Origin of the sequence: Mariniflexile fucanivorans (assembly GCF_004341235.1) — a bacterium.
Classification (GTDB): domain Bacteria; phylum Bacteroidota; class Bacteroidia; order Flavobacteriales; family Flavobacteriaceae; genus Mariniflexile; species Mariniflexile fucanivorans.
This window is the reverse complement of record NZ_SLUP01000001.1, coordinates 589556-609175: the sequence shown is the minus strand read 5'-3', so window position 1 is coordinate 609175 and position 19620 is coordinate 589556. Positions and strand designations below refer to the sequence as shown.

The window sequence follows — 19620 nt, the reverse complement described above, 5'->3', positions numbered from 1 at the left end:
TTATTAAATATTTGATGCTCAGTTATTTATTTAACAACAATAATTACACCACAATAGGTTGTAGTGCTTTTAATGCTTGTTTTACCGATTTAATATTTTCAAAAGTTAACATAAGGCGTAAACCATTACGGGTTTGTTTTTCTTTCATTTTACAACTGCTTGGATTTGATTGTACAAACTGCAAAACACGTGTAAAATTACTACTTTGGTAAAAACTACTTTGTTGGTCGTTTATAAAATAACCAATAAGTTTACCTTGTTTCATTACGATTTTTTCAAAGCCAGCTTTGGTGGCAATCCATTTTATTTTAACACTATCTAGCAAATCGTTTACTTGTTTAGGCAATTCACCAAAACGGTCTATTAATTCGGTTTCAAATTTTTGTAATTCGGCTTCGGTTTTTATATCGTTTAACTTCGTGTATAGACTTAATCGTTCGGCAATATTATTGACGTAATCATCTGGAAACAATAGTTCAAAATCGGAATCAATCGTTACATCTTTCACATACACTTTTTCAACACCGTCATCTTCATATAAATCTTTAAACTCGTTTTCCTTGAGTTCTTCAATGGCTTCATTTAATATTTTTTGATAGGTATCGAAACCTATTTCATTTATAAAACCACTTTGTTCACCACCTAATAAATCACCAGCACCACGAATTTCCAAATCTTTCATAGCAATGTTGAAACCACTTCCCAACTCGGTAAATTGTTCTAAAGCGGTGATACGTTTTCTGGCATCATCGGTCATTGCCGAATATTCAGGAGTGATAAAATAACAAAAAGCTTTTTTATTGCTTCGCCCAACACGACCTCGCATTTGGTGTAAATCACTCAATCCGAAATTATTCGCATTGTTAATGAATATGGTGTTTGCGTTAGGAACGTCCAATCCGCTTTCAATAATGGTGGTACTTACCAGCACATCAAAAGCACCATTCATAAAAGATAACATGAGTTCTTCAAGTTTTTTACCATCCAACTGCCCATGACCAATCCCTATTTTAGCGTCGGGTACCAAACGCTGAATTAAACCTGCTACTTCCTTAATATTTTCAATACGATTATGAATGAAGAAAATTTGTCCGCCACGTTCAATTTCATAACTCACCGCATCGCGTATGGTTTCTTCATTAAAACGAATCACATGACTTTCAATAGGATAGCGGTTTGGTGGTGCCGTGGTGATAACTGATAAATCGCGTGCCGCCATCAAGCTAAACTGAAGCGTTCTAGGGATGGGTGTTGCGGTTAAGGTCAACACATCCACATTATCTTTCAAGGTTTTAAGTTTTTCTTTTACTGCAACGCCGAATTTTTGCTCCTCATCTACAATAAGCAAACCTAAATCTTTAAATTTCACCGATTTATTTACCAGTTGATGTGTACCTATAATGATATCAACTTTACCATTTTCTAAATTTTCGAGGGTTTCTCGTTTTTCTTTAGCGGTTCTAAAACGGTTTACATAATCGACCGTTACCGGGAAATCTTTTAAACGTTCTGCAAAGGTTCTGGAATGTTGATAGGCTAAAATAGTGGTTGGCACTAAAACCGCCACTTGCTTGCCATTATCTACCGCCTTAAATGCAGCTCGAATAGCAACTTCCGTTTTTCCGAAACCTACATCACCACAAACTAAACGGTCCATAGGGCGTTCGCTTTCCATATCTGCTTTTATATCGGCGGTGGCTGTACTTTGGTCGGGTGTGTCTTCATAAATAAAAGACGCTTCCAACTCGTGTTGCATATAACTATCTGGATTGTATTGATAGCCTTTTTCTGTTTTACGTTTGGCGTAAAGTTTTATAAGGTTAAACGCCACATGTTTAACACGCGATTTTGTTTTTTCTTTAAGCGTTTTCCAAGCAGCACTTCCTAACTTGTAAATTTTGGGTGGCTTTCCGTCTTTTCCATTAAACTTGGTAATTTTATGTAAAGAATGAATGCTTAAATACAAGACGTCGCGCTCGCCATAAACCAATTTAATAGCTTCTTGTTTTTTGCCTTCAACATCAATTTTTTGAAGTCCGCCAAAACGCCCAATACCATGGTCGATGTGGGTTACATAATCGCCAATATCTAAATTGGTAAGCTCTTTTAAAGTGATGGCTTGCTTTTTAGCATAGCCATTTTTTACATGAAACTTATGGTAACGTTCAAAAATTTGGTGGTCGGTATAGCAAACAATTTGGTTATCGTGGTCTACAAACCCTTGATGCAACGAAAGTACGATGGCTTTATAAGGCTTCACTTCCAGATGTGAATCATCAAAAATATCGTGGAAACGTTTTGCTTGTTGTTCACTTACGCAAGCAATATAATTGGTATAACCTTTATCGTAATTGGTATTTAAATCTTCAATTAACAAATCGAATTGTTTGTTGAAAGAAGGTTGAGGGGTTGTGTTAAAAACGATGTCGTCATTGCGAGTCGTTTTTGACGAAGCAATCTCATCCAATGGAACAGATTGCTTCGTTTCTCTCGCAATGACGTTACTTTTGAAAAAAGCCGTTGAACCAAATTCAATAATTGTAAAATCTAATAATTGCCTTTTTAATTGGGTTGAATTACAGAACAATTCTTCTGGTTGAGCATGTTTAATATCAGAAGACAGGGTTTTAAAAGCTTCCTCGGCTTTCGAATAAAAATCGTCTATTCTTGAAAAGAATAAATCAACATTTTTAAAACACACCACCGTTTTTTGCGCCATGTATTGCAGGAAACTTTGTCTGCTTTCTTGCAATAGTTTATTAGCAACATTGGGGATGATATTAATTTTATTGGTTTGCTCGATGGAAAGTTGTGTTTCTACATCAAACGTTCGAATGCTATCAACCTCATCACCAAAAAACTCGATGCGGTAAGGTGTGTCGTTGGCGAATGAAAACACATCTACAATACCACCACGCACTGAAAATTCACCAGGTTCTGTAACAAAATCGACCCGTTTGAATTGATATTCAAACAAAACTTCGTTTACAAAATCGATGGATAATTTATCATTTACCGATACTTTTAAAGTGTTTCGTTCCAATTCTTTTCTGGTAACTACTTGCTCAAAAAGCGCATCGGGATACGTTACGATGATGGCCGGTTTTTTTCGCGAATTGATGCGGTTCAAAACCTCGGCACGTAACAACACATTAGCATTATCAGTTTCTTCTATTTGATATGGCCTGCGGTAACTGCCTGGGTAAAACAGCACATCTTTATCGTTACAAAGTTGTTCCAAATCGTTTAGGTAAAAAGCGGCTTCTTCTTTATCGTTAAAAACCAATAAAAAAGGGAGTTCACTTTGATTGAAAACAGTTGAAATAACGAAGGAAAAAGAAGAACCTGTAAGTCCTTTTAAATGTGTTTTACTTTTAGTTTGGGCAATAGCATTTTGCAGATTTTGCGTTTGCAAAGTCTGTAAATAGGTTTGAGATACTATGGTTTTACTCACCTAACATTCGGGTTTTAAGATTGCAAAGATACAGTTTAGAATTATTTTAAAAATGTTTTGATTGAATTTCATAAGTATTTTTGTTTTAATGTTATAGCGCCGACTTAATCGAAAGCCGCATTAACGATTGCTCTTACGATTTATATTAAATTTAAATCGTCATATTTCATATTTAGAGCGGCATGTTTTTTGCCATTAAAAGCAAAATAGATGTCACATTTCGAATCTGCTCAAGATAAACAGGAAAGACTACCAAGCTTAAAAGCGGTAATGCCAAAAAAAAAATATTTTATTACTTTTTTAAAAATGATTTTTATTGACTAACTTGTGTAAGGAGAAGAATCTAAAATATTTATTTCATTTTAACAAGTAAAAAAAAACGAAAAAAATATGTAGGTTTGTAGACTTAAAACAAAAAATATATGTCGTTTTCAGATTTATTTGATAGTGGATTTAAAAAGCGTAATGAAGACCATTTTGCTGCTATAGTGCGTGTCGCCATGGATGATGGTGTGATTACTGATGATGAAAAAGCATTTTTAGACCGATTAGCCACTAATTTAGAAGTTAATCAAGAAGATTATAAACTAATTTTAAAAAATTACAAATCGCACCCCATAAATCCACCAATTGAGTACGATAGACGCTTGGAGCGTTTGTACGATTTGGTGCGTATGGTACATGTAGATCAAATTAAAGGAGACACGGAACATAAACTATTAAATAAAATTGGTGTTGGCCTTGGTTTTCATGCGGTAAACGTAAAATATATTGTAGATAAAGCTTTAACCTTGGTAAGGAATGGTGTTGATTTGGATACTTTTATTAACGAAATAAAAAACATGCACAGATAGTAAATAGTTCATTTATAATATTAAATGCGAACCATTTGGTTCGCATTTTTTGTTTTATTAAAATTTATTATTTTTTTAACATTCATTATTTATACATTTACACTTTGTAATTTTTTATTAAATGCTAAAGATTAACAGTTTACTTTTAACGCTTGCGTTAAGTTTATTTACCTTGTTTCTGTGTGAAACTGAAGGTGATCTGGCTTTAAAGAAAACTACGCCTACCCACGATGTTAAAATCGATCATTCTTTTAATGCTTTAGCCATTACTACCAATAATTCTTTTCCAGAATTAGTAAGCTTTAACGCAGAGAAAGAACCAAATTTCCAAAACCAGTTTTACGCTAAAAACATTTTAAAACTTGTGGTTTTTGAAAATGAGTCGCAATATTTAAAGGTTTGTGATTTTATCGATTTAAACTTAACGACTCAAAGTATTATATATCCGTTTCATTCCTTCTTGTAGAAATTAATTTTTTTTATGAACCCAAATAACCATTAAATCGATTAGTGGTTACTCTATCTATTCAAAAAAAATTAATTTTAAAAAACATACAAGATGAAAATTTCATTAATATTTATTTCAACCATTTTAGTTTTAAGCGTTGTACTTCCTTTTCTTTTATTTGTTTACAACGGTGCAAAAAACACAGTGAGCGTAAAAAAACAAGCGGAAGCTATAATAAAAGGTAACGGGTTGGTTTATAGCCTAAAAGAAGTTTGGCGCAAAAATTTTATTGGTATTAGTACTGATAATAAAGCGATAACTCACATAAAATTTAATTCAGATAAATCTAAAACCATTAACGATATTAACTTAATTGAGGTTAAAGCATGTAACATTATTAAAAGCTATCAAAATGGTGCTAATAAATCGCAATCGCTAAAAAGCTTAGCCTTAGAATTTATTTACAAAACGTCTGGCAAACCAAATACAATAGTTTCCTTTTTTGATGTAGACGATGATTTAACCGAAGATTTTGAATTACAACGCATCGAAAAATGGCAAGCATTAATTAAAAATGCTATTATAGCACAACCTAATTTAAAGTTAGCTTCTTAAATAAATAATTATAAAAGCATTCATTACGAGGAAGTTCTGCGAAGCAATCTTTTAATAAATATTAAAGTTAAAAGATTGCTTCGTGCTTCGTGATGATGGCTTTATTTCTTAAAGGCCTTTTTAGTAATTACAGTACCGTTTGATAGTTCTACTTTAGCAATAAAAATACTATGCTTTAAGTTTGAAAGGTGGTAGGTTTCCGAATTTGTTTTGCCTTTAAAATTATATACCTGTTTTCCTAATACATCAAATATTTGGACCGATTTAATACTTAAATGGTTTGATGTAATAAATTGCACATTGTCGTTAGTTAACTCAACAATTTTAAGAGATTTAGGTTGTAAAGTTTCATTCTTCGTGGCTAAAAGTGGTGCTTCAAACCTTATTTCAAAACGGTCGTTAAATTCACCAACAACCGAAGTAAATGTATAATCACCAATTGTTAAATCGTGCCATGTATTAAGTAAATTATCTTTTATATAAATAGGACTACTGCTTAAAAAATCGCCTTGTAATTTTGATATAGATAATTTGTATAACGAAGCAGGGTCTGTTTTTTTACCAAAACCTAATTTAATAACTTCACCTTTGTGAATGCTGTTAGGAGATTTTCCTTGAATAATAAACTTTTTGGTAGAATTAGGAATGCATGAGTATAACGAAGCCGTATAATTACTACCAATGTTTTTTGGCGCATCATAAGTGGGGCCGTCCAAACCATCTGTAGCTCCTTCTACATAGCCAATCAATATTTGATTGAATATACCGCTGTTTGATGTTAAATTGAACCATAATTTATTAGAAATTACGGTGCTTTCTTTGTTACTGTTATTTAAGTTTTTATAAACTAAATTACTGTTCAAAGTGTCATTTGCCTGAACTGTGATACTAGATTGGGATGTACTTGATTTTGTACTTATTGTAGGGTTATTTAACATGCTTTTAGAAAAACTTAAAGCACTTGTAAATACGAATAATAGGAAAATCGTTTTTTTTAGTAGGGTAGTTTTGCGCATAATGTCTGGTTTTAAATATTTGTGTGTGAGAGACATTATGAATTTGGAGGGAATTTTGGGGCAAAATCATAATTAAAAAAAAGTAATACGTGGTGTATTAATTTTATTCAAAAATAGAAAAAAACAAGTTTAAAGAACAAAAAATATCGTTTAAATGTTGTAATTGTAATCTTAAATATACATAAAAATGTATTTTGTCTAATTTTTTATGGCTGATCGTCATTACGAGGAGGTACGACGAAGTAATCTTATTGTTTGAAGTTGTATGTTATAAACTAAAACCATTAACAGATGGCTTCGTACCTCGCCATGACGTTTCGTTATAGTATTTACGTCATTACGAGGAGGTACGACGAAGTAATCTTATTATTTGAAGTTGTATGTTATAAACTAAAACCATTAACAGATGGCTTCGTGCCTCGCCATGACGTATTACGATAAGCAGATGGCTTCGTGCCTCGCCATGACGTTTCCTTATAGTATTTACGTCATTACGAGGAGGTACGACGAAGTAATCTTATTATTTGAAGTTGTATGTTATAAACTAAAACCATTAACAGATGGTTTCGTGCCTCGCCATGACGTATTACGATAAACAGATGGCTTCGTGCCTCGCCATGACGTTTCCTTATAGTATTTACGTCATTACGAGGAGGTACGACGAAGTAATCTTATTATTTGAAGTTGTGAGTTATAAACTAAACCCAACAACAGATGGCTTCGTGCCTCGCCATGACGTTTCCTTATAGTATTTACGTCATTACGAGGAGGTACGACGAAGTAATCTTATTGTTTGAAGTTCTATGTTATAAACTAAACCCAACAACAGATAGCTACTTGCCTCGCCATGACGTATTACGATAAGCAGATGGCTTCGTGCCTCGCCATGACGTTTCCTTATAGTATTTACGTCATTACGAGGAGGTACGACGAAGTAATCTTATTGTTTGAAGTTCTATGTTATAAACTAAACCCAACAACAGATAGCTACTTGCCTCGCCATGACGTATTACGATAAGCAGATGGCTTCGTGCCTCGCCATGACGTTTCCTTATGGTATTTACGTCATTACGAGGAGGTACGACGAAGTAATCTTATTATTTGAAGTTGTATGTTATAAACTAAACCCAACAACAGATAGCTTCGTGCCTCGCCATGATGTATTGCGATAAACAGATGGCTTCGTGCCTCGCCATGACGTTTCCTTATAGTATTTACGTCATTACGAGGAGGTACGACGAAGTAATCTTATTGTTTGAAGTTGTATGTTATTTCTTAAATGCCTTTTTAGTAATTACAGCACCGTTAGATAATTCAACTTTTGCAATAAACACACTGTTGTTTAAGTTTGAAAGTTTGTAGGTTTCTGAGGTTGAATCACCTTTAAAACTATATAGCTGTCTGCCTAACATATCAAAAATGTGAACCGATTTAATACTTAAATTGTTTGACGTATTAAACTGTACGTTATCGTTATCTAACTCCACAATTTTAAGCGTGTGTTTACTTGAAATAATATCTTCAACCGATAAGGCTTGGTTGCTAAACGTAATTTCAAAACGGCTGTTAAACTCACCAACGGCCGATGTAAATGTGTAATCTGAAGCCGATAAATTATGCGTTTTATTAAGTAAGTTATCTTTTAAAAATATGGTGTTGCTATTTAAAAAATCACCTTTCAATTGGTCTATCGATATGGTGTAAAGTGTTGCAACGTTTATAGAGGTTTTAAACGAAAGTTTAATAACTTCATTTTCATTAATACTATTGGCGTCTTTACCTTGAATCACAAACTTTTTGTTTGAGCCTTCAATAATCCAAGATAAAGTTGCAGGTATTTCAGAAGCAGTTCTAGGGGCATCATAAGCGGTTACATCATAACCATCGGTTGCTCCGTCAACATAGCCTACTAAAATTTGACCAAATACACCATTATCAGATGTTAAGTTAACCCATAATTTATTGGCATCTGTTGCATTCGTTTTAGCTTTTGTATTGGTGTTTTTGAAAAACTGACTATTATCGGTATCTCCCTTTACACGCATCGCATTTGTAAACGTTACAGTTCCAGTTCCAGCAGGATTAGCTTTAACAAAAAAGCCTTGGCCAGATGGAATATATTGTGTTGGTTTAATACCTGCACCACCCGCATTACCATCAAAGGCAGCTGCATATATAGCATAATCACCAGCGTTAAAGTTTACTTGCTGGTTTCCAGGATTACTTGATAACGCTGGTGAACCTTGGGACCAATAATTTGCAAAACCGTCTATTTCACCAATGTTTGCCGCATAAAATGCGTCAAAGTCGACGGCACAAGGGTAGGGGTTTCCAATAAAATTCCATTTTTCACCAGGGTTGGTTGGGTCAAACGTAATAGTAACAGGTATATTACCTGTATTAAATTCACCTGCAAAGTTAGCAGTACCAGTACCCCCAGATAAAAAAGTTCGAGCTTCGGTAACTGCATATCCAACACCAGGCTCCATAATTGTTCCTGCAGAAGCATATTGCCAATCATTGTTATTGTCATCAACATCATCTGGATTACCATCAGTAGTGCCAACGGTATGTTCATCTTTAAAGTTTGCTGCATTGTACCAAAAACGTCTATCCCCATCTACATCGGGGAACACATTTCCTATGGTTTCATCTTTAACTGGCGAGCTCCAATAGGTGTAATAATACCAGTTTGCTTTATTTGGTGTTTGTTTATTAACGGAAGCCGTGCCAGTTAATTTAAATTCACCAGCATCATCCTTTTGAACAAATGCTCCTGTTGTTTCTACATAAATATTGCCAGCCCCTTCAACATCATGTTCAACTTCTACATAAGTACCATTGGAAACTGTTAAAGTGGCGCCAGCTTTAACTGTTAAACTACAAGCTGTAATATCACCAGAACTTGTGTAATAATCATCAGCAATAACTACAGCTTTTGATAAGCTATTTGGTGTGCCATTTGACCAGCCACCTAATGCTGTGTAGGTTGTACTTGTTGGACATGGATCACAAGAAAAAGAACAACCACCTAATGTTGTGTATCGGGTATTGCCTGTAGCCCAATTAGTAGCATTAGATACTGCTGCTAGAATTAAAGATTGATTAGTAGTAACAGAACATAAATAATTACCATTAGAATTATTTCCGAGATAAACGGCATTTAAGCCATCAGTTAATCCTGGAGGAATATTTGTTAAATTAGAGTTTCCGTCTACATCAGACCAACCACTTGGGCCATAATGGATTGTGTATATAAAAAATGGAGATGAAAATGATCCTTGATATGCTAAAATTTGGTCGCCAATTGTGCTTAAAACAAAACTACCTTTAGCAACTAGAGAGCCATGAGAAACTGTAAGGTTTGAGTTGATTACGCGCGATAGTGATATTTCAGTCCCACATGGCAAATCAGAATCTGCTTGCCATGTTAATGTTCCTTCAGAATCGCGTAAACCATCAGTTGAATTCCAACCATTATCTGTAAAACTTATTTGTGTAGTATTCGAAACATCCTTTAATAGTACGAATGTTAATTGGTATGGAGAGCTTGAGTTAAATCCAGTAATAGCAATATCACCAGGAGCTAAAGTCGTCTGCCCAAACCCAAAATTCATCGCACAAAAAAGGGTAATGAAAAAAGAGAATTGCTTTATAAGGGTAGTTTTTTTCATGTTGTTAAGTTTAAAAGGTGTACTTCTGTTTACCTAGTACAGTCAGATTTGGTTTTTATATTTTTTTATACTACTAGTTTCTGTTTCAATTGTTATTTTTGGGGTACCATGCAGCAAACCAAAAAAACATATACACTACAAGAAGCTACCAAAAAACTGGAGCATTATTGCGCATACCAAGAACGTTGCCATAAAGAAGTTGCGCAAAAACTTGAAGGTATGTACATGATACCCGAAGCGATAGATGTTATTATTGTACACCTAATTGAGCATAACTTTCTAAATGAAGAACGTTTTGCCAAAACATTTGTTAGTGGCAAGTTCAAAATTAAGAACTGGGGCAAACGCCGTTTATCTTTTGAATTAAAGAAAAAAGACATTAGCAAAGTTAATATAAATCAGGCACTTGAAGATATTTCGGACGAGGAGTATATCGGCGTTTTTAATACTATTGCCGAAAAAAAAGCGAATTCCATAAAAGAACCCAATGTTTTTAAGAAAAAGAAGAAATTTGTTGACTACTTTTTATACCGTGGTTGGGAAAGTTTTTTGGTGTACGACAAGGCGAACGAACTTATAAAATAAACCGTGCTTAAAAACAACTATTTGGTTGTTAATGATCTATGTATGTAATTTTAATTGAATGCGCTTTCGCGGAACATCAACCTCCAAAACCTTTACAATAATTTGTTGGTGAAGGCTTACATGTTCGTTCACATCTTTAACAAAACCATCCGATAAATTCGATACGTGAATGAGGCCACTTTCTTTTATTCCAACATCTACAAAACAGCCAAAATTGGTAATGTTATTTACAATACCCGGGAGTAATTGTCCTTCGTGCAAATCGTTAATTTTTTTTATATTTTGATTGAAGGTGAACACTTTAGCTTGTTCTCGAATATCCAATCCTGGTTTTTCAAGTTCTTTAATAATATCTTGAAGCGTTGGCAAGCCAACAGATTCTGTACAATATTTTTTTAAATCTATTTTTTTAAGTGTTTCAGCGTTTCCTATTAAATCTTGAACGCTTTTGCCTAAATCTTTTGCCATTTGTTTAACCAAATCGTAACGTTCAGGATGTACTGCCGAATCATCCAGCGGATTTTTAGCTTCTTTTATTCTTAAAAAAGCGGCGCCTTGTTCAAAAGCTTTTCCGCCCAAGCGTGGTACTTTTTTAATATCATTTCTAGAAGTGAATGCGCCATTTTCATCTCTATAAGACACCATATTTTCTGCTAGTTTTGGGCCAATACCCGATACATAACTTAATAAACTTGCACTCGCTGTATTGATGTTTACGCCAACGGCATTTACACAACTTTCAACCACCACATCCAACTCTTTTTTAAGTTTGGTTTGATCCACATCGTGTTGATACTGGCCAACGCCGATGGATTTAGCATCAATTTTAACCAATTCTGCCAACGGATCTTGCAAACGTCGACCAATAGAAACCGAACCTCGCACCGTCACATCGTAATTAGGAAATTCATCACGAGCAATTTTTGAAGCTGAATAAATACTCGCACCCGCTTCGCTTACTACAAATACTTGAATCTCATTTTTAAAATGAATTTTTCTTATAATGGCTTCGGTTTCACGTGATGCTGTACCGTTTCCAATAGCAATGGCTTCAATTTTATAAGCTTCGGTTAACGAACTTATTTTTTTTATGGCACCCATACTATCGTTTTGTGGTGGATGCGGGTAAATAGTTTCATTATACAACAAACCACCTTGCGCATCTAAACAAACCAGTTTACAACCCGAACGAAACCCAGGATCGATGGCTAAAATGCGTTTTTCACCTAATGGCGAACCCAATAATAACTGTTTTAAGTTTTTAGCGAATACCGAAATAGCAGATTCATCGGCTTTTGTTTTTGCTATTTGAAGCGCTTCATTACTTAACGAAGGCAATAGCAAACGCTTGTAAGCATCTTGAATAGCGATTTGAATTTGCTCGGAACACTCGTTATTTGAACGAATGATTCGGCTTTCAATTTTATCTAGAGCTTTATCATCATCTATTTGAATTTTTGTTTTTATAAAACCTTCGCTTTCGGCTCTTAAAATAGCGAGTAATCTGTGCGATGGAATTCTGCTTAACGATTCTTCCCAATCAAAATAATCTCTGAATTTTTGTGCATTTTCATCGTCCGCTTTTGTTTTTACCACTTTCGTGGAAATCATAGCAAAACGTTCTAGTTGTTGACGGATGTTGTTTCTGATATCGGTGCGCTCGTTAATCCATTCTGAAATAATATGGCGTGCGCCTTCCAAAGCATCTTCAACCGAAGCGATTTCACCTTTTACATACTTAAAAGCTATCGATTCGACATCGTTCGCATTTTGAGACATGATTATTTTTGCCAACGGTTCCAAACCATGTTGTCTCGCCGTTTCTGCTTTGGTTTTTCTGCTTTTTTTATAGGGTAAATATAAATCTTCAAGGGTTGTTAAGTCTAGAGTAGCTTCAATTTTTTGTTTTAATTCAGGCGTTAAAACACCTTGTTCTTCTAAAGCTTTTAAAATGGCTATTTTTCGTTTTTCTAAAGCTTCAAATTGCTCTTTAAACTTTACTATATCACCTATTTGAACCTCATCTAAATTACCGGTGCGCTCTTTTCTGTAGCGGGAAATGAAGGGGATGGTGCAGTCTTCATTTAATAATTCAATGGTGTTTTTTACTGAAACTTCAGGAAGTTTCGTTTGGGAAATAATATAAGTAGTAAGTGCTTTCATTGTTTATAAATAGTTGCTGCGAATTTAATAAAGTTCCACTTAAAATGATCATAAAACAAAAAAGGTTACCCTTTTATAGGCAACCTTTTTGCTATTAATCAAATTAAAAAACTACTTAACTGTAAGTGTGTATTGTGGCGTTGGATTTAACGGGCAGAAATACACATATTCCCCTTTTGTTAATGTTGTTGCATTTGTTTTCTCGGTTTTACCATCTTTAACCGTTGTGGTTACGTAAGCCGTTTTTATATGGTTTTCAGGATTGCTGGCATCTTTACCTTTAGGAACTAAAACTAAACCTACCTCTTTAGCTGCATGATTGTTTGTCACTTCAAAAATATAAACACCTTCATTTAATGTTAAAGATTTTTGTTTAAACTCACCTTTTGTTTGTTCTAAAGCAACTGTTTTTACTGCTTTATCCATCATTTTATCTTGTGCATTCGTGTTTAATGTGAAAACTAATGCTAATACTAAAATTGAAATTATTTTTTTCATGTGTTTTTGTTTTTAAGAGATTTTTACTCTGGTTTATTATTGTTTTTATTATTAAACTGTAGCCACTAATAATTCTTCAACTACTGGAAAATCTACTGGTACTTGTGTGGTGCTGTGTAGGTAATTTGAAATGGTTTTGTCTCCTACTAATGAAATAACATCCACTAAATTACCTTTTGAATACCCAGCGTTAAAAAAGTTTTCCAAAACACTAGCATCGGTTCTTCCTCGGTTAACCGTTACATTTTTAGCTAACTGTGCTAAAGCATCTAGTTTTGTGTTGAAAGAAGCGTTACCAGCTCTTAATTCTAGTATTTGTTCATCGGTAAAACCATTCATTTTTCCAATGGCTGTATGTGCAGATAAACAATACACACAGTTATTAACTTGACTTACAGCTAAATTCACCACTTCTTTTTCTTTAGCAGATAAGGATGTTTTAGCATTTGCAAAATTTAAATAATTTTCTAAAGCGGTTTCACTATGTGCATAGGTTGCATATAAATTTGGTACAAAGCCTACTGCTTTACTTAAGTTATCGAAAATTGCTTGATTATTTTCGCTTACTTCTTCTCTTGTTGGTACATTAAATGTGCTCATTGTTTTATTTGTTTTTATTATTAATTTTCTTGGTACAAAGGTGCGACGGTTATTAAAGTGACACCATGTAATTATTTCCTTTTAGCTTGTCAATTTTTCCCTAAATAACTTTAAGTTATATTTTTAATGACACATAAGGAGTTTCTGCATCGCAATAAAAATCGGTTAAGTGATTTTGTTCGCAATGTGTTTTTTCAGTAATGGTTTTAAGTGCAACCTTTCTACTTCCTCTAAATATTTCAATTAAATTGAATATGGATACATGTTTTACATTCATAATTTTGTTGTTTTAATTATACAATGCAAAGATGTACTAAAAGGGAAGGGTATAAAATGGATAGAATTCCCTAGGTGTTGTCAATTTTTCCCTAAAGTGTTGTTTTTAATGTTTTTTTAAAGTCGGAAGGTGTTAAAGAGGTATTTTTTTTGAATAATCGGCTTAAATGTGAAGCATCATCAAAACCAACTTCGTAGGCTATTTCTTTTGCGGTTTTATCGGTATACATTAATAACCGCTTTGCTTCAAGTACAATGCGTTCGTGAATTATTTGTAACGGCGTTGTGTTTAATTTAGCGAAATTATTTGATAGGGTTTTAGGAGATTTATAAAGTGAATCTGCATAAAAAGAAACACTGTGTTGTGTTTTAAAATGCGATTCTACCAATAAATTGAATTCACGTAATAAATCTAGTTTTTTGTCTTTTGAAATTTCAAGATAACCTTCTTTAGCCTTTAATAAACGCGTACTCATAATAATAAAGCGCGCCATGAGCATACGAAGCATTTCTGCTTGAATGGTGTCTTTGGTTTCAAATTCATCAATAAAAACTTCGTGGAGCGTTTTAAATTTTCGTTGTTCTTCTATATTTAACTCTATAATAGGGATGTGTAGGTTTCCAAAAAACAAAAGTCCGGCACAACTAACTTCTTGGTCGTGGTCTTTAATGCAATAAAACTCACGGTTAAATTGATACACAGTTAAATCTTTACCTTCTACAAATTTAAAATATTGAATAGGCGTTAAGGCTAAAACACTATTTGGGCTTATAGAATAAGGAATATTATCTACTAGAATTTCAGCTTTGTGTTGATTGACTTTTATAAACGTATATAAACCCGTTTGTGTTGGTACTTTGTAAGATTCTAAAAGTGATTCGTTGCCTATTTTTAAAGTGGCATTGGTGGAGAACTCTGTAAATATTTCTTGCATTTGTAATTTGTCTAATTATATTTCTAAACATTACAGATGCAAAAAAAAACTCGTTTTCAAACTTAGTCTGAAAACGAGTTTTGTAAAATTTATATTGAAAAATAATTATTTTCCAGCTTGTGTTTCCGCATCTTGAATCATTTTTTCATTTGGTAAAATGGCGATGTTAACACGTCTGTTTTTTGCACGTCCTTCTGCAGTAGCATTATCATGGATGGGTTGTGTTTCTCCAAACCAATTGGTTGTTAATCTTCCACTAGAAATGCCTTTTGAAGTTAAATAATTAGTAACAGCATTGGCTCTGTTTTTAGAAAGCGTCATATTTGATTCTTCAGACCCTACGCTATCTGTATGACCAACTACTAATAAATTGGTGTCTGGATATTCTTGAAATACCCCTATTAACTTATTTAAAGTGGTTTGAGATGCTGCGTTAATGTTATATTTTGCCGTATCAAAATACACACCGCTAGTTTCATCAAAAGTTACAACAATACCATCATCAACACGTTCTACTTGTGCGCCAGGTATTTCTTCTTCAATTTTTTGGGCTTGTTTATCCATCTTGTTTCCAATAAGAACACCTGCTCCACCACCTACTACACCGCCAATAACAGCACCTAGTTCGCCATTACCACCTTTACCTAAATTATTGCCTAAAATGGCTCCTAATAAAGCGCCACCAGTAGCGCCTATAACGGCTCCTTTTTGTTTATTATTTGCGTTTTGTACCGATTTACAGTTAGTTAAACTTATGGCTATTGCCACTGTAAAAAATAATATTCCTGCTTTATTTATAATTGTTTTCATTTCTTTTTAGTTTTTAGAAAAATTCATGTTAATAGTTAGTGGACTACCGCCCACATTTACTGATTGTTGCCACTGCATATCGGTATCAGACAATGCTGAAAGTTTCAATCTAAACCCTTGATTGGTTTCCGATTTGTGTTTTTCATCCGTAGGTTTTAACAAGAAGTCATACAAACCCGTTTCTGCATCCACTTCTTGAATGGTAAATACAAAATATCTCTCTCCTGTAGCACAAGTGGCATCATTAATAGAGTAAACTCCTGTATTATTATTTGGAACAAATTGCCAAGTACTACCTTCAAAACAGGCTTTAGAAGCATCGTTTAACAAGGTTGCGTTAAATGTTCCTGATTGATTGTATGTAATTGAATTTAACACCCAATCGCCCTTAATAACTTTTTTTGAAACCCTAACAGTTTTAGAAGCTCCACAACTTAAAATAGTTATTGCAACGCACAATAGAATTAATTTTTTCATAAATATTAGATTTTTAATGATACAAAGATGCGACAGAGTTTTTAGTTTTCTATTACATTATTATCCAATTTGATTATAAAATTTTCATTTTTGTATTTGGACGACAAAACAGATTTGTTCTAAAAAGAAAAAACAGATCCTTCATGAAGAAAGTCTGTTTTTTAAATTATATTAATGATAGTCTTTGAATAAACTAGGCTACTTTTTTAACTAAATCGAAGCAAGGGCATTTTCCACAACGCTTATCTTCCTTCTTTTTGTATTTTTCACAGCAACTACTTTTAACTTTGTTAGGAAGTATTATTCCTGCCTTTTTAAGTTTTTTTAGTGCTTTTTTTTGCTTCTTTTTGCCCAAGAGATTATGAGTAAATAAATTACATGGGCAAATGTATGCTATTTTTATTGAATCTAAATAAGATTAAATGTTAAAATTATTGTGCTGGTACGGTAGCTGCTGTACTAACAGTTAAGTTTAATATATCTCTATCAAAAAGATACAGGCCACCTTTATCGTCACCAATTAAATTTATTTTATCTAAAATGGTGCGTGCCATTGCTTCTTCTTCAATCTGTTCGGCAACGTACCATTGTAAAAAGTTATGGGTAGAATAATCTTTTTCTTGTAAACTGATATGCACTAACTCGTTGATGCTTTCTGAAACAAAAACTTCATGCTTATACAATTCTTCAAACATTTCTTTAAACGATTTGAAGGTAACATTAGGTGCAGCAAGCGCCGAAACTTGGGCGTGTCCACCACGTTCGTTCACATATTTAACTAATTTAAGCATGTGGTCGCGTTCTTCTTGCGATTGCTTGTACATAAAACCAGCAACACCTTCTAAACCTTTCACTTCTGCCCAACAGGCCATGGCTAAATAAATTTGAGAAGATTCAGCCTCAATTTTAATTTGATTGTTTAGCGCTTTTTCAATATTTTTTGATAACATAATTATACGTTTTTTGTAAAGTTAATAAATTTCTTAGCGTATTCAAGTATCAAAAAAGTAATAATAATGTTATAAAACTTCAGTTTTAATTAAAATTAAACCGGTACATTAACTTATTTGCAAACCATTTGAAACATTTGGGTCGTCTGGATTTACAAACACCAATTTACCTTCTGCATTTTCAGTCATTAAAATCATGCCTTGGCTTTCTACACCTCTTAACTCTCTGGGAGCAAGATTTACCAAAACGGTTACTTTTTTACCAACCACTTCTTCTGGTGTAAAACTTTCGGCAATACCAGAAACGATGGTGCGTACATCAATACCCGTATCTACTTTTAAAACCAATAATTTTTTAGCTTTTGGCATTTTTTCAGCTTCTAAAATGGTACCAATACGAATATCAAGTTTTGTAAAATCATCAAACGTAATGGTCTCTTTTTGAGGCTCCACTGTTTTGTTTGCAGCTTCGTTTGCTTTTTTACTGGCTTCTAATTTATCTAATTGAAACTGAATGGTTTCATCTTCAATTTTAGAAAATAGTAATTCTGCTTCGCCTATTTTGTGACCTATTGGAAGTAATACTTCCTTAATTGAAACATCGCTCCATTGAGATGCTTCAACAAGCTCAGCATGACTAACGTTTCCATTATTTTCTTTCGATTTCAAATTAAGAATACCTTTTAATTTTGCAGAAGTAAATGGTAAAAATGGTTCACTTAACGTTGCTAAAGCTGCTGCTATTTGAAGTGCCACATACATGATGGTTTCTGTACGTGCTTCATCAACTTTTATCATTTTCCAAGGTTCTTCATCAGCAAGATATTTGTTTCCAAGTCGTGCCAAATTCATAAGTTCTGTTTGTGCTTCTCTAAAACGGTAACGCTCAATAGAACTTGAAATAACTTCTGGATATGCTTTTACGGCAGCCAAAGTTTCTTCATCTACCTGTGAAAATTCATTAGGCGCAGGTACAATGCCATCATAATATTTTTGAGTTAAAACAACAACACGATTAATGAAATTTCCAAAAATAGCAACCAATTCATTGTTATTTCTTGCCTGAAAATCTTTCCAAGTAAAATCGTTATCCTTAGTTTCTGGTGCATTAGCTGTTAAGGCATAGCGCAACACATCTTGCTGACCAGGAAATTCTTTTAAATAATCTGGTAACCAAACCGCCCAATTTTTAGAGGTTGACAATTTGTTGCCTTCTAGATTTAAAAATTCATTAGCTGGCACATTTTCTGGTAAAATGAAACTTCCTTCCGCTTTTAACATCGCTGGAAAAATGATGCAATGGAAAACAATATTGTCTTTTCCTATAAAGTGAACCAATTTGGTATCGTCACTTTTCCAATATGGCTCCCAATCTTTACCTTCACGTTCTGCCCATTCTTTGGTAGAAGAAATATAGCCAATAGGTGCATCAAACCAAACGTAAAGCACTTTGCCTTCACCACCTGGCACTGGTACGGGAATTCCCCAATCTAAATCGCGGGTTACAGCACGTGGACGTAAACCATCATCAATCCACGATTTTACTTGTCCGTACACATTCGGTTTCCAATCTTTTTTGTGGCCTTCTAAAATCCATTCTCTTAAAAAAGCTTCATATCTATCTAAAGGTAAAAACCAGTGTTTTGTTTCTTTTAAAGTAGGTACATTACCTGTTAATGCCGATTTTGGATTGATTAAATCGGTGGCATTTAAACTGGTACCGCATTTTTCACATTGGTCGCCATAAGCTTCTTCATTGCCACATTTTGGGCAAGTTCCCGTTACAAATCGATCAGCTAAAAACTGATTTGCTTTTTCATCGTATAGTTGTTCGGTAACTTCTTCAATAAAATCACCTTTATCGTAAAGTGTTTTAAAAAATTCTGAAGCGGTATCATGATGAATTTTGGCCGAAGTTCGTGAGTAATTATCAAACGAAATACCGAATTCTTCAAACGATTTTTTTATAATCGCATGGTATTTATCAACCACATCTTGCGGAGACACACCTTCATTTTTTGCTTTAATGGTAATGGGCACACCATGTTCATCACTTCCGCCAATAAAAACCACATCGTTTCCTGTTAAGCGTAAGTAGCGTGCGTAAATATCTGCTGGCACATAAACACCTGCTAAATGTCCAATATGAATAGGGCCGTTTGTGTACGGTAATGCAGAAGTTATGGTGTATCTTTTCGGTTTGTTCATCAATCTAAAAATTATATGTTACCGTCATTGCGAGGAGTATGCGACGAAGCAATCTCA

Annotated in this window: 20 protein-coding genes; 8 read left to right on the top strand and 12 right to left on the bottom strand. The window is 33.9% G+C overall.

Annotation, left to right across the window (positions count from 1 at the left end):
* Nucleotides 1-43 precede the first annotated feature (43 nt).
* Complete coding sequence (mfd, locus tag EV196_RS02680) at nt 44-3454, bottom strand: transcription-repair coupling factor (RefSeq protein ID WP_132214622.1); 3411 nt, start codon at nt 3452-3454, stop codon at nt 44-46.
* Between the two features lie 422 nt (nt 3455-3876).
* On the opposite strand from mfd, the gene EV196_RS02675 reads away from it, so the two are divergent.
* The 3 genes from EV196_RS02675 to EV196_RS02665 all read left to right on the top strand — a co-directional run bounded on the left by EV196_RS02675 (nt 3877) and on the right by EV196_RS02665 (nt 5371).
* Nucleotides 3877-4308 (top strand): tellurite resistance TerB family protein, encoded by a 432-nt coding sequence (locus tag EV196_RS02675; protein WP_132214620.1) that lies wholly within the window; start codon nt 3877-3879, stop codon nt 4306-4308.
* A 121-nt stretch (nt 4309-4429) separates the two neighbouring features.
* The gene (locus EV196_RS02670; RefSeq protein ID WP_132214618.1) at nt 4430-4774 is read left to right on the top strand and encodes a hypothetical protein; all 345 of its coding nucleotides are present in this window, start codon (nt 4430-4432) and stop codon (nt 4772-4774) included.
* Between the two features lie 93 nt (nt 4775-4867).
* Nucleotides 4868-5371 (top strand): hypothetical protein, encoded by a 504-nt coding sequence (locus EV196_RS02665; protein ID WP_132214616.1) that lies wholly within the window; start codon nt 4868-4870, stop codon nt 5369-5371.
* 101 nt (nt 5372-5472) lie between these two features.
* Here EV196_RS02665 and EV196_RS02660 read toward each other — a convergent pair whose 3' ends face one another.
* Entirely contained in the window at nt 5473-6387 is a 915-nt protein-coding gene (locus EV196_RS02660) for a T9SS type A sorting domain-containing protein (RefSeq protein ID WP_165876086.1), read from the bottom strand.
* A 291-nt stretch (nt 6388-6678) separates the two neighbouring features.
* Between EV196_RS02660 and EV196_RS19830 the strand changes: the two genes are divergently transcribed.
* The 4 genes from EV196_RS19830 (at nt 6679) to EV196_RS19815 (ending at nt 7559) form a co-directional block, all read left to right on the top strand.
* Nucleotides 6679-6828 carry a hypothetical protein gene (locus EV196_RS19830; RefSeq protein ID WP_165876085.1) on the top strand — a complete coding sequence of 50 codons (150 nt, stop codon included), beginning with the start codon at nt 6679-6681 and terminating at the stop codon, nt 6826-6828.
* Nucleotides 6794-6982, top strand: coding sequence for a hypothetical protein (locus EV196_RS02655; RefSeq protein WP_132214612.1), 189 nt, complete (start codon nt 6794-6796; stop codon nt 6980-6982). The genes EV196_RS19830 and EV196_RS02655 overlap by 35 nt, the downstream gene beginning before the upstream one ends.
* Nucleotides 6948-7136 (top strand): hypothetical protein, encoded by a 189-nt coding sequence (locus EV196_RS19825; protein WP_207902802.1) that lies wholly within the window; start codon nt 6948-6950, stop codon nt 7134-7136. Before EV196_RS02655 ends, EV196_RS19825 begins: the two co-directional genes overlap by 35 nt.
* A 252-nt stretch (nt 7137-7388) precedes the next feature.
* Nucleotides 7389-7559 (top strand): hypothetical protein, encoded by a 171-nt coding sequence (locus EV196_RS19815; protein ID WP_165876082.1) that lies wholly within the window; start codon nt 7389-7391, stop codon nt 7557-7559.
* Nucleotides 7560-7655: 96 nt separating this feature from the next.
* On the opposite strand, the gene EV196_RS02650 is transcribed toward EV196_RS19815, so the two are convergent.
* On the bottom strand, nt 7656-10061 hold the full coding sequence (locus tag EV196_RS02650; RefSeq protein ID WP_132214610.1) for a T9SS type A sorting domain-containing protein: 2406 nt from the start codon (nt 10059-10061) through the stop codon (nt 7656-7658).
* Between the two features lie 108 nt (nt 10062-10169).
* On the opposite strand from EV196_RS02650, the gene EV196_RS02645 reads away from it, so the two are divergent.
* Complete coding sequence (locus EV196_RS02645) at nt 10170-10646, top strand: regulatory protein RecX (RefSeq protein ID WP_132214608.1); 477 nt, start codon at nt 10170-10172, stop codon at nt 10644-10646.
* Between the two features lie 36 nt (nt 10647-10682).
* On the opposite strand, the gene EV196_RS02640 is transcribed toward EV196_RS02645, so the two are convergent.
* From EV196_RS02640 to metG, 9 genes are all read right to left on the bottom strand, one after another.
* Complete coding sequence (locus EV196_RS02640; RefSeq protein WP_132214606.1) at nt 10683-12809, bottom strand: Tex family protein; 2127 nt, start codon at nt 12807-12809, stop codon at nt 10683-10685.
* 111 nt (nt 12810-12920) lie between these two features.
* Complete coding sequence (locus tag EV196_RS02635) at nt 12921-13307, bottom strand: cupredoxin domain-containing protein (RefSeq protein WP_132214604.1); 387 nt, start codon at nt 13305-13307, stop codon at nt 12921-12923.
* A 51-nt stretch (nt 13308-13358) separates the two neighbouring features.
* Nucleotides 13359-13907: a carboxymuconolactone decarboxylase family protein gene (locus EV196_RS02630; RefSeq protein WP_132214602.1), complete on the bottom strand. Its 549-nt coding sequence runs from the start codon at nt 13905-13907 to the stop codon at nt 13359-13361.
* A gap of 115 nt (nt 13908-14022) precedes the next feature.
* Nucleotides 14023-14184, bottom strand: coding sequence for a hypothetical protein (locus EV196_RS19810; RefSeq protein WP_165876081.1), 162 nt, complete (start codon nt 14182-14184; stop codon nt 14023-14025).
* A 91-nt stretch (nt 14185-14275) separates the two neighbouring features.
* On the bottom strand, nt 14276-15118 hold the full coding sequence (locus EV196_RS02625) for a helix-turn-helix domain-containing protein (protein ID WP_132214600.1): 843 nt from the start codon (nt 15116-15118) through the stop codon (nt 14276-14278).
* Nucleotides 15119-15223: 105 nt separating this feature from the next.
* Complete coding sequence (locus tag EV196_RS02620; protein ID WP_132214598.1) at nt 15224-15928, bottom strand: OmpA family protein; 705 nt, start codon at nt 15926-15928, stop codon at nt 15224-15226.
* Nucleotides 15929-15934: 6 nt separating this feature from the next.
* Nucleotides 15935-16405, bottom strand: coding sequence for a lipocalin family protein (locus EV196_RS02615; protein ID WP_132214596.1), 471 nt, complete (start codon nt 16403-16405; stop codon nt 15935-15937).
* A 431-nt stretch (nt 16406-16836) separates the two neighbouring features.
* The gene (locus EV196_RS02610) at nt 16837-17355 is read right to left on the bottom strand and encodes a ferritin (protein ID WP_132214594.1); all 519 of its coding nucleotides are present in this window, start codon (nt 17353-17355) and stop codon (nt 16837-16839) included.
* A 108-nt stretch (nt 17356-17463) separates the two neighbouring features.
* Nucleotides 17464-19563 (bottom strand): methionine--tRNA ligase, encoded by a 2100-nt coding sequence (metG, locus tag EV196_RS02605; protein WP_132214592.1) that lies wholly within the window; start codon nt 19561-19563, stop codon nt 17464-17466.
* Nucleotides 19564-19620: the final 57 nt, after the last annotated feature.

Bases quoted from the DNA above. Each gene is read 5' to 3' on its own strand.
- EV196_RS02675 (WP_132214620.1), top strand. From the start codon at position 3,877: ATGTCGTTTTCAGATTTATTTGATAGTGGATTTAAAAAGCGTAATGAA.
- EV196_RS02670 (WP_132214618.1), top strand. From the start codon at position 4,430: ATGCTAAAGATTAACAGTTTACTTTTAACGCTTGCGTTAAGTTTATTT.
- EV196_RS02665 (WP_132214616.1), top strand. From the start codon at position 4,868: ATGAAAATTTCATTAATATTTATTTCAACCATTTTAGTTTTAAGCGTT.
- EV196_RS02660 (WP_165876086.1), bottom strand. From the start codon at position 6,387: ATGCGCAAAACTACCCTACTAAAAAAAACGATTTTCCTATTATTCGTA.
- EV196_RS19830 (WP_165876085.1), top strand. From the start codon at position 6,679: ATGGCTTCGTACCTCGCCATGACGTTTCGTTATAGTATTTACGTCATT.
- EV196_RS02655 (WP_132214612.1), top strand. From the start codon at position 6,794: ATGGCTTCGTGCCTCGCCATGACGTATTACGATAAGCAGATGGCTTCG.
- EV196_RS19825 (WP_207902802.1), top strand. From the start codon at position 6,948: ATGGTTTCGTGCCTCGCCATGACGTATTACGATAAACAGATGGCTTCG.
- EV196_RS19815 (WP_165876082.1), top strand. From the start codon at position 7,389: ATGACGTATTACGATAAGCAGATGGCTTCGTGCCTCGCCATGACGTTT.
- EV196_RS02650 (WP_132214610.1), bottom strand. From the start codon at position 10,061: ATGAAAAAAACTACCCTTATAAAGCAATTCTCTTTTTTCATTACCCTT.
- EV196_RS02645 (WP_132214608.1), top strand. From the start codon at position 10,170: ATGCAGCAAACCAAAAAAACATATACACTACAAGAAGCTACCAAAAAA.
- EV196_RS02640 (WP_132214606.1), bottom strand. From the start codon at position 12,809: ATGAAAGCACTTACTACTTATATTATTTCCCAAACGAAACTTCCTGAA.
- EV196_RS02635 (WP_132214604.1), bottom strand. From the start codon at position 13,307: ATGAAAAAAATAATTTCAATTTTAGTATTAGCATTAGTTTTCACATTA.
- EV196_RS02630 (WP_132214602.1), bottom strand. From the start codon at position 13,907: ATGAGCACATTTAATGTACCAACAAGAGAAGAAGTAAGCGAAAATAAT.
- EV196_RS19810 (WP_165876081.1), bottom strand. From the start codon at position 14,184: ATGAATGTAAAACATGTATCCATATTCAATTTAATTGAAATATTTAGA.
- EV196_RS02625 (WP_132214600.1), bottom strand. From the start codon at position 15,118: ATGCAAGAAATATTTACAGAGTTCTCCACCAATGCCACTTTAAAAATA.
- EV196_RS02620 (WP_132214598.1), bottom strand. From the start codon at position 15,928: ATGAAAACAATTATAAATAAAGCAGGAATATTATTTTTTACAGTGGCA.
- EV196_RS02615 (WP_132214596.1), bottom strand. From the start codon at position 16,405: ATGAAAAAATTAATTCTATTGTGCGTTGCAATAACTATTTTAAGTTGT.
- EV196_RS02610 (WP_132214594.1), bottom strand. From the start codon at position 17,355: ATGTTATCAAAAAATATTGAAAAAGCGCTAAACAATCAAATTAAAATT.
- metG (WP_132214592.1), bottom strand. From the start codon at position 19,563: ATGAACAAACCGAAAAGATACACCATAACTTCTGCATTACCGTACACA.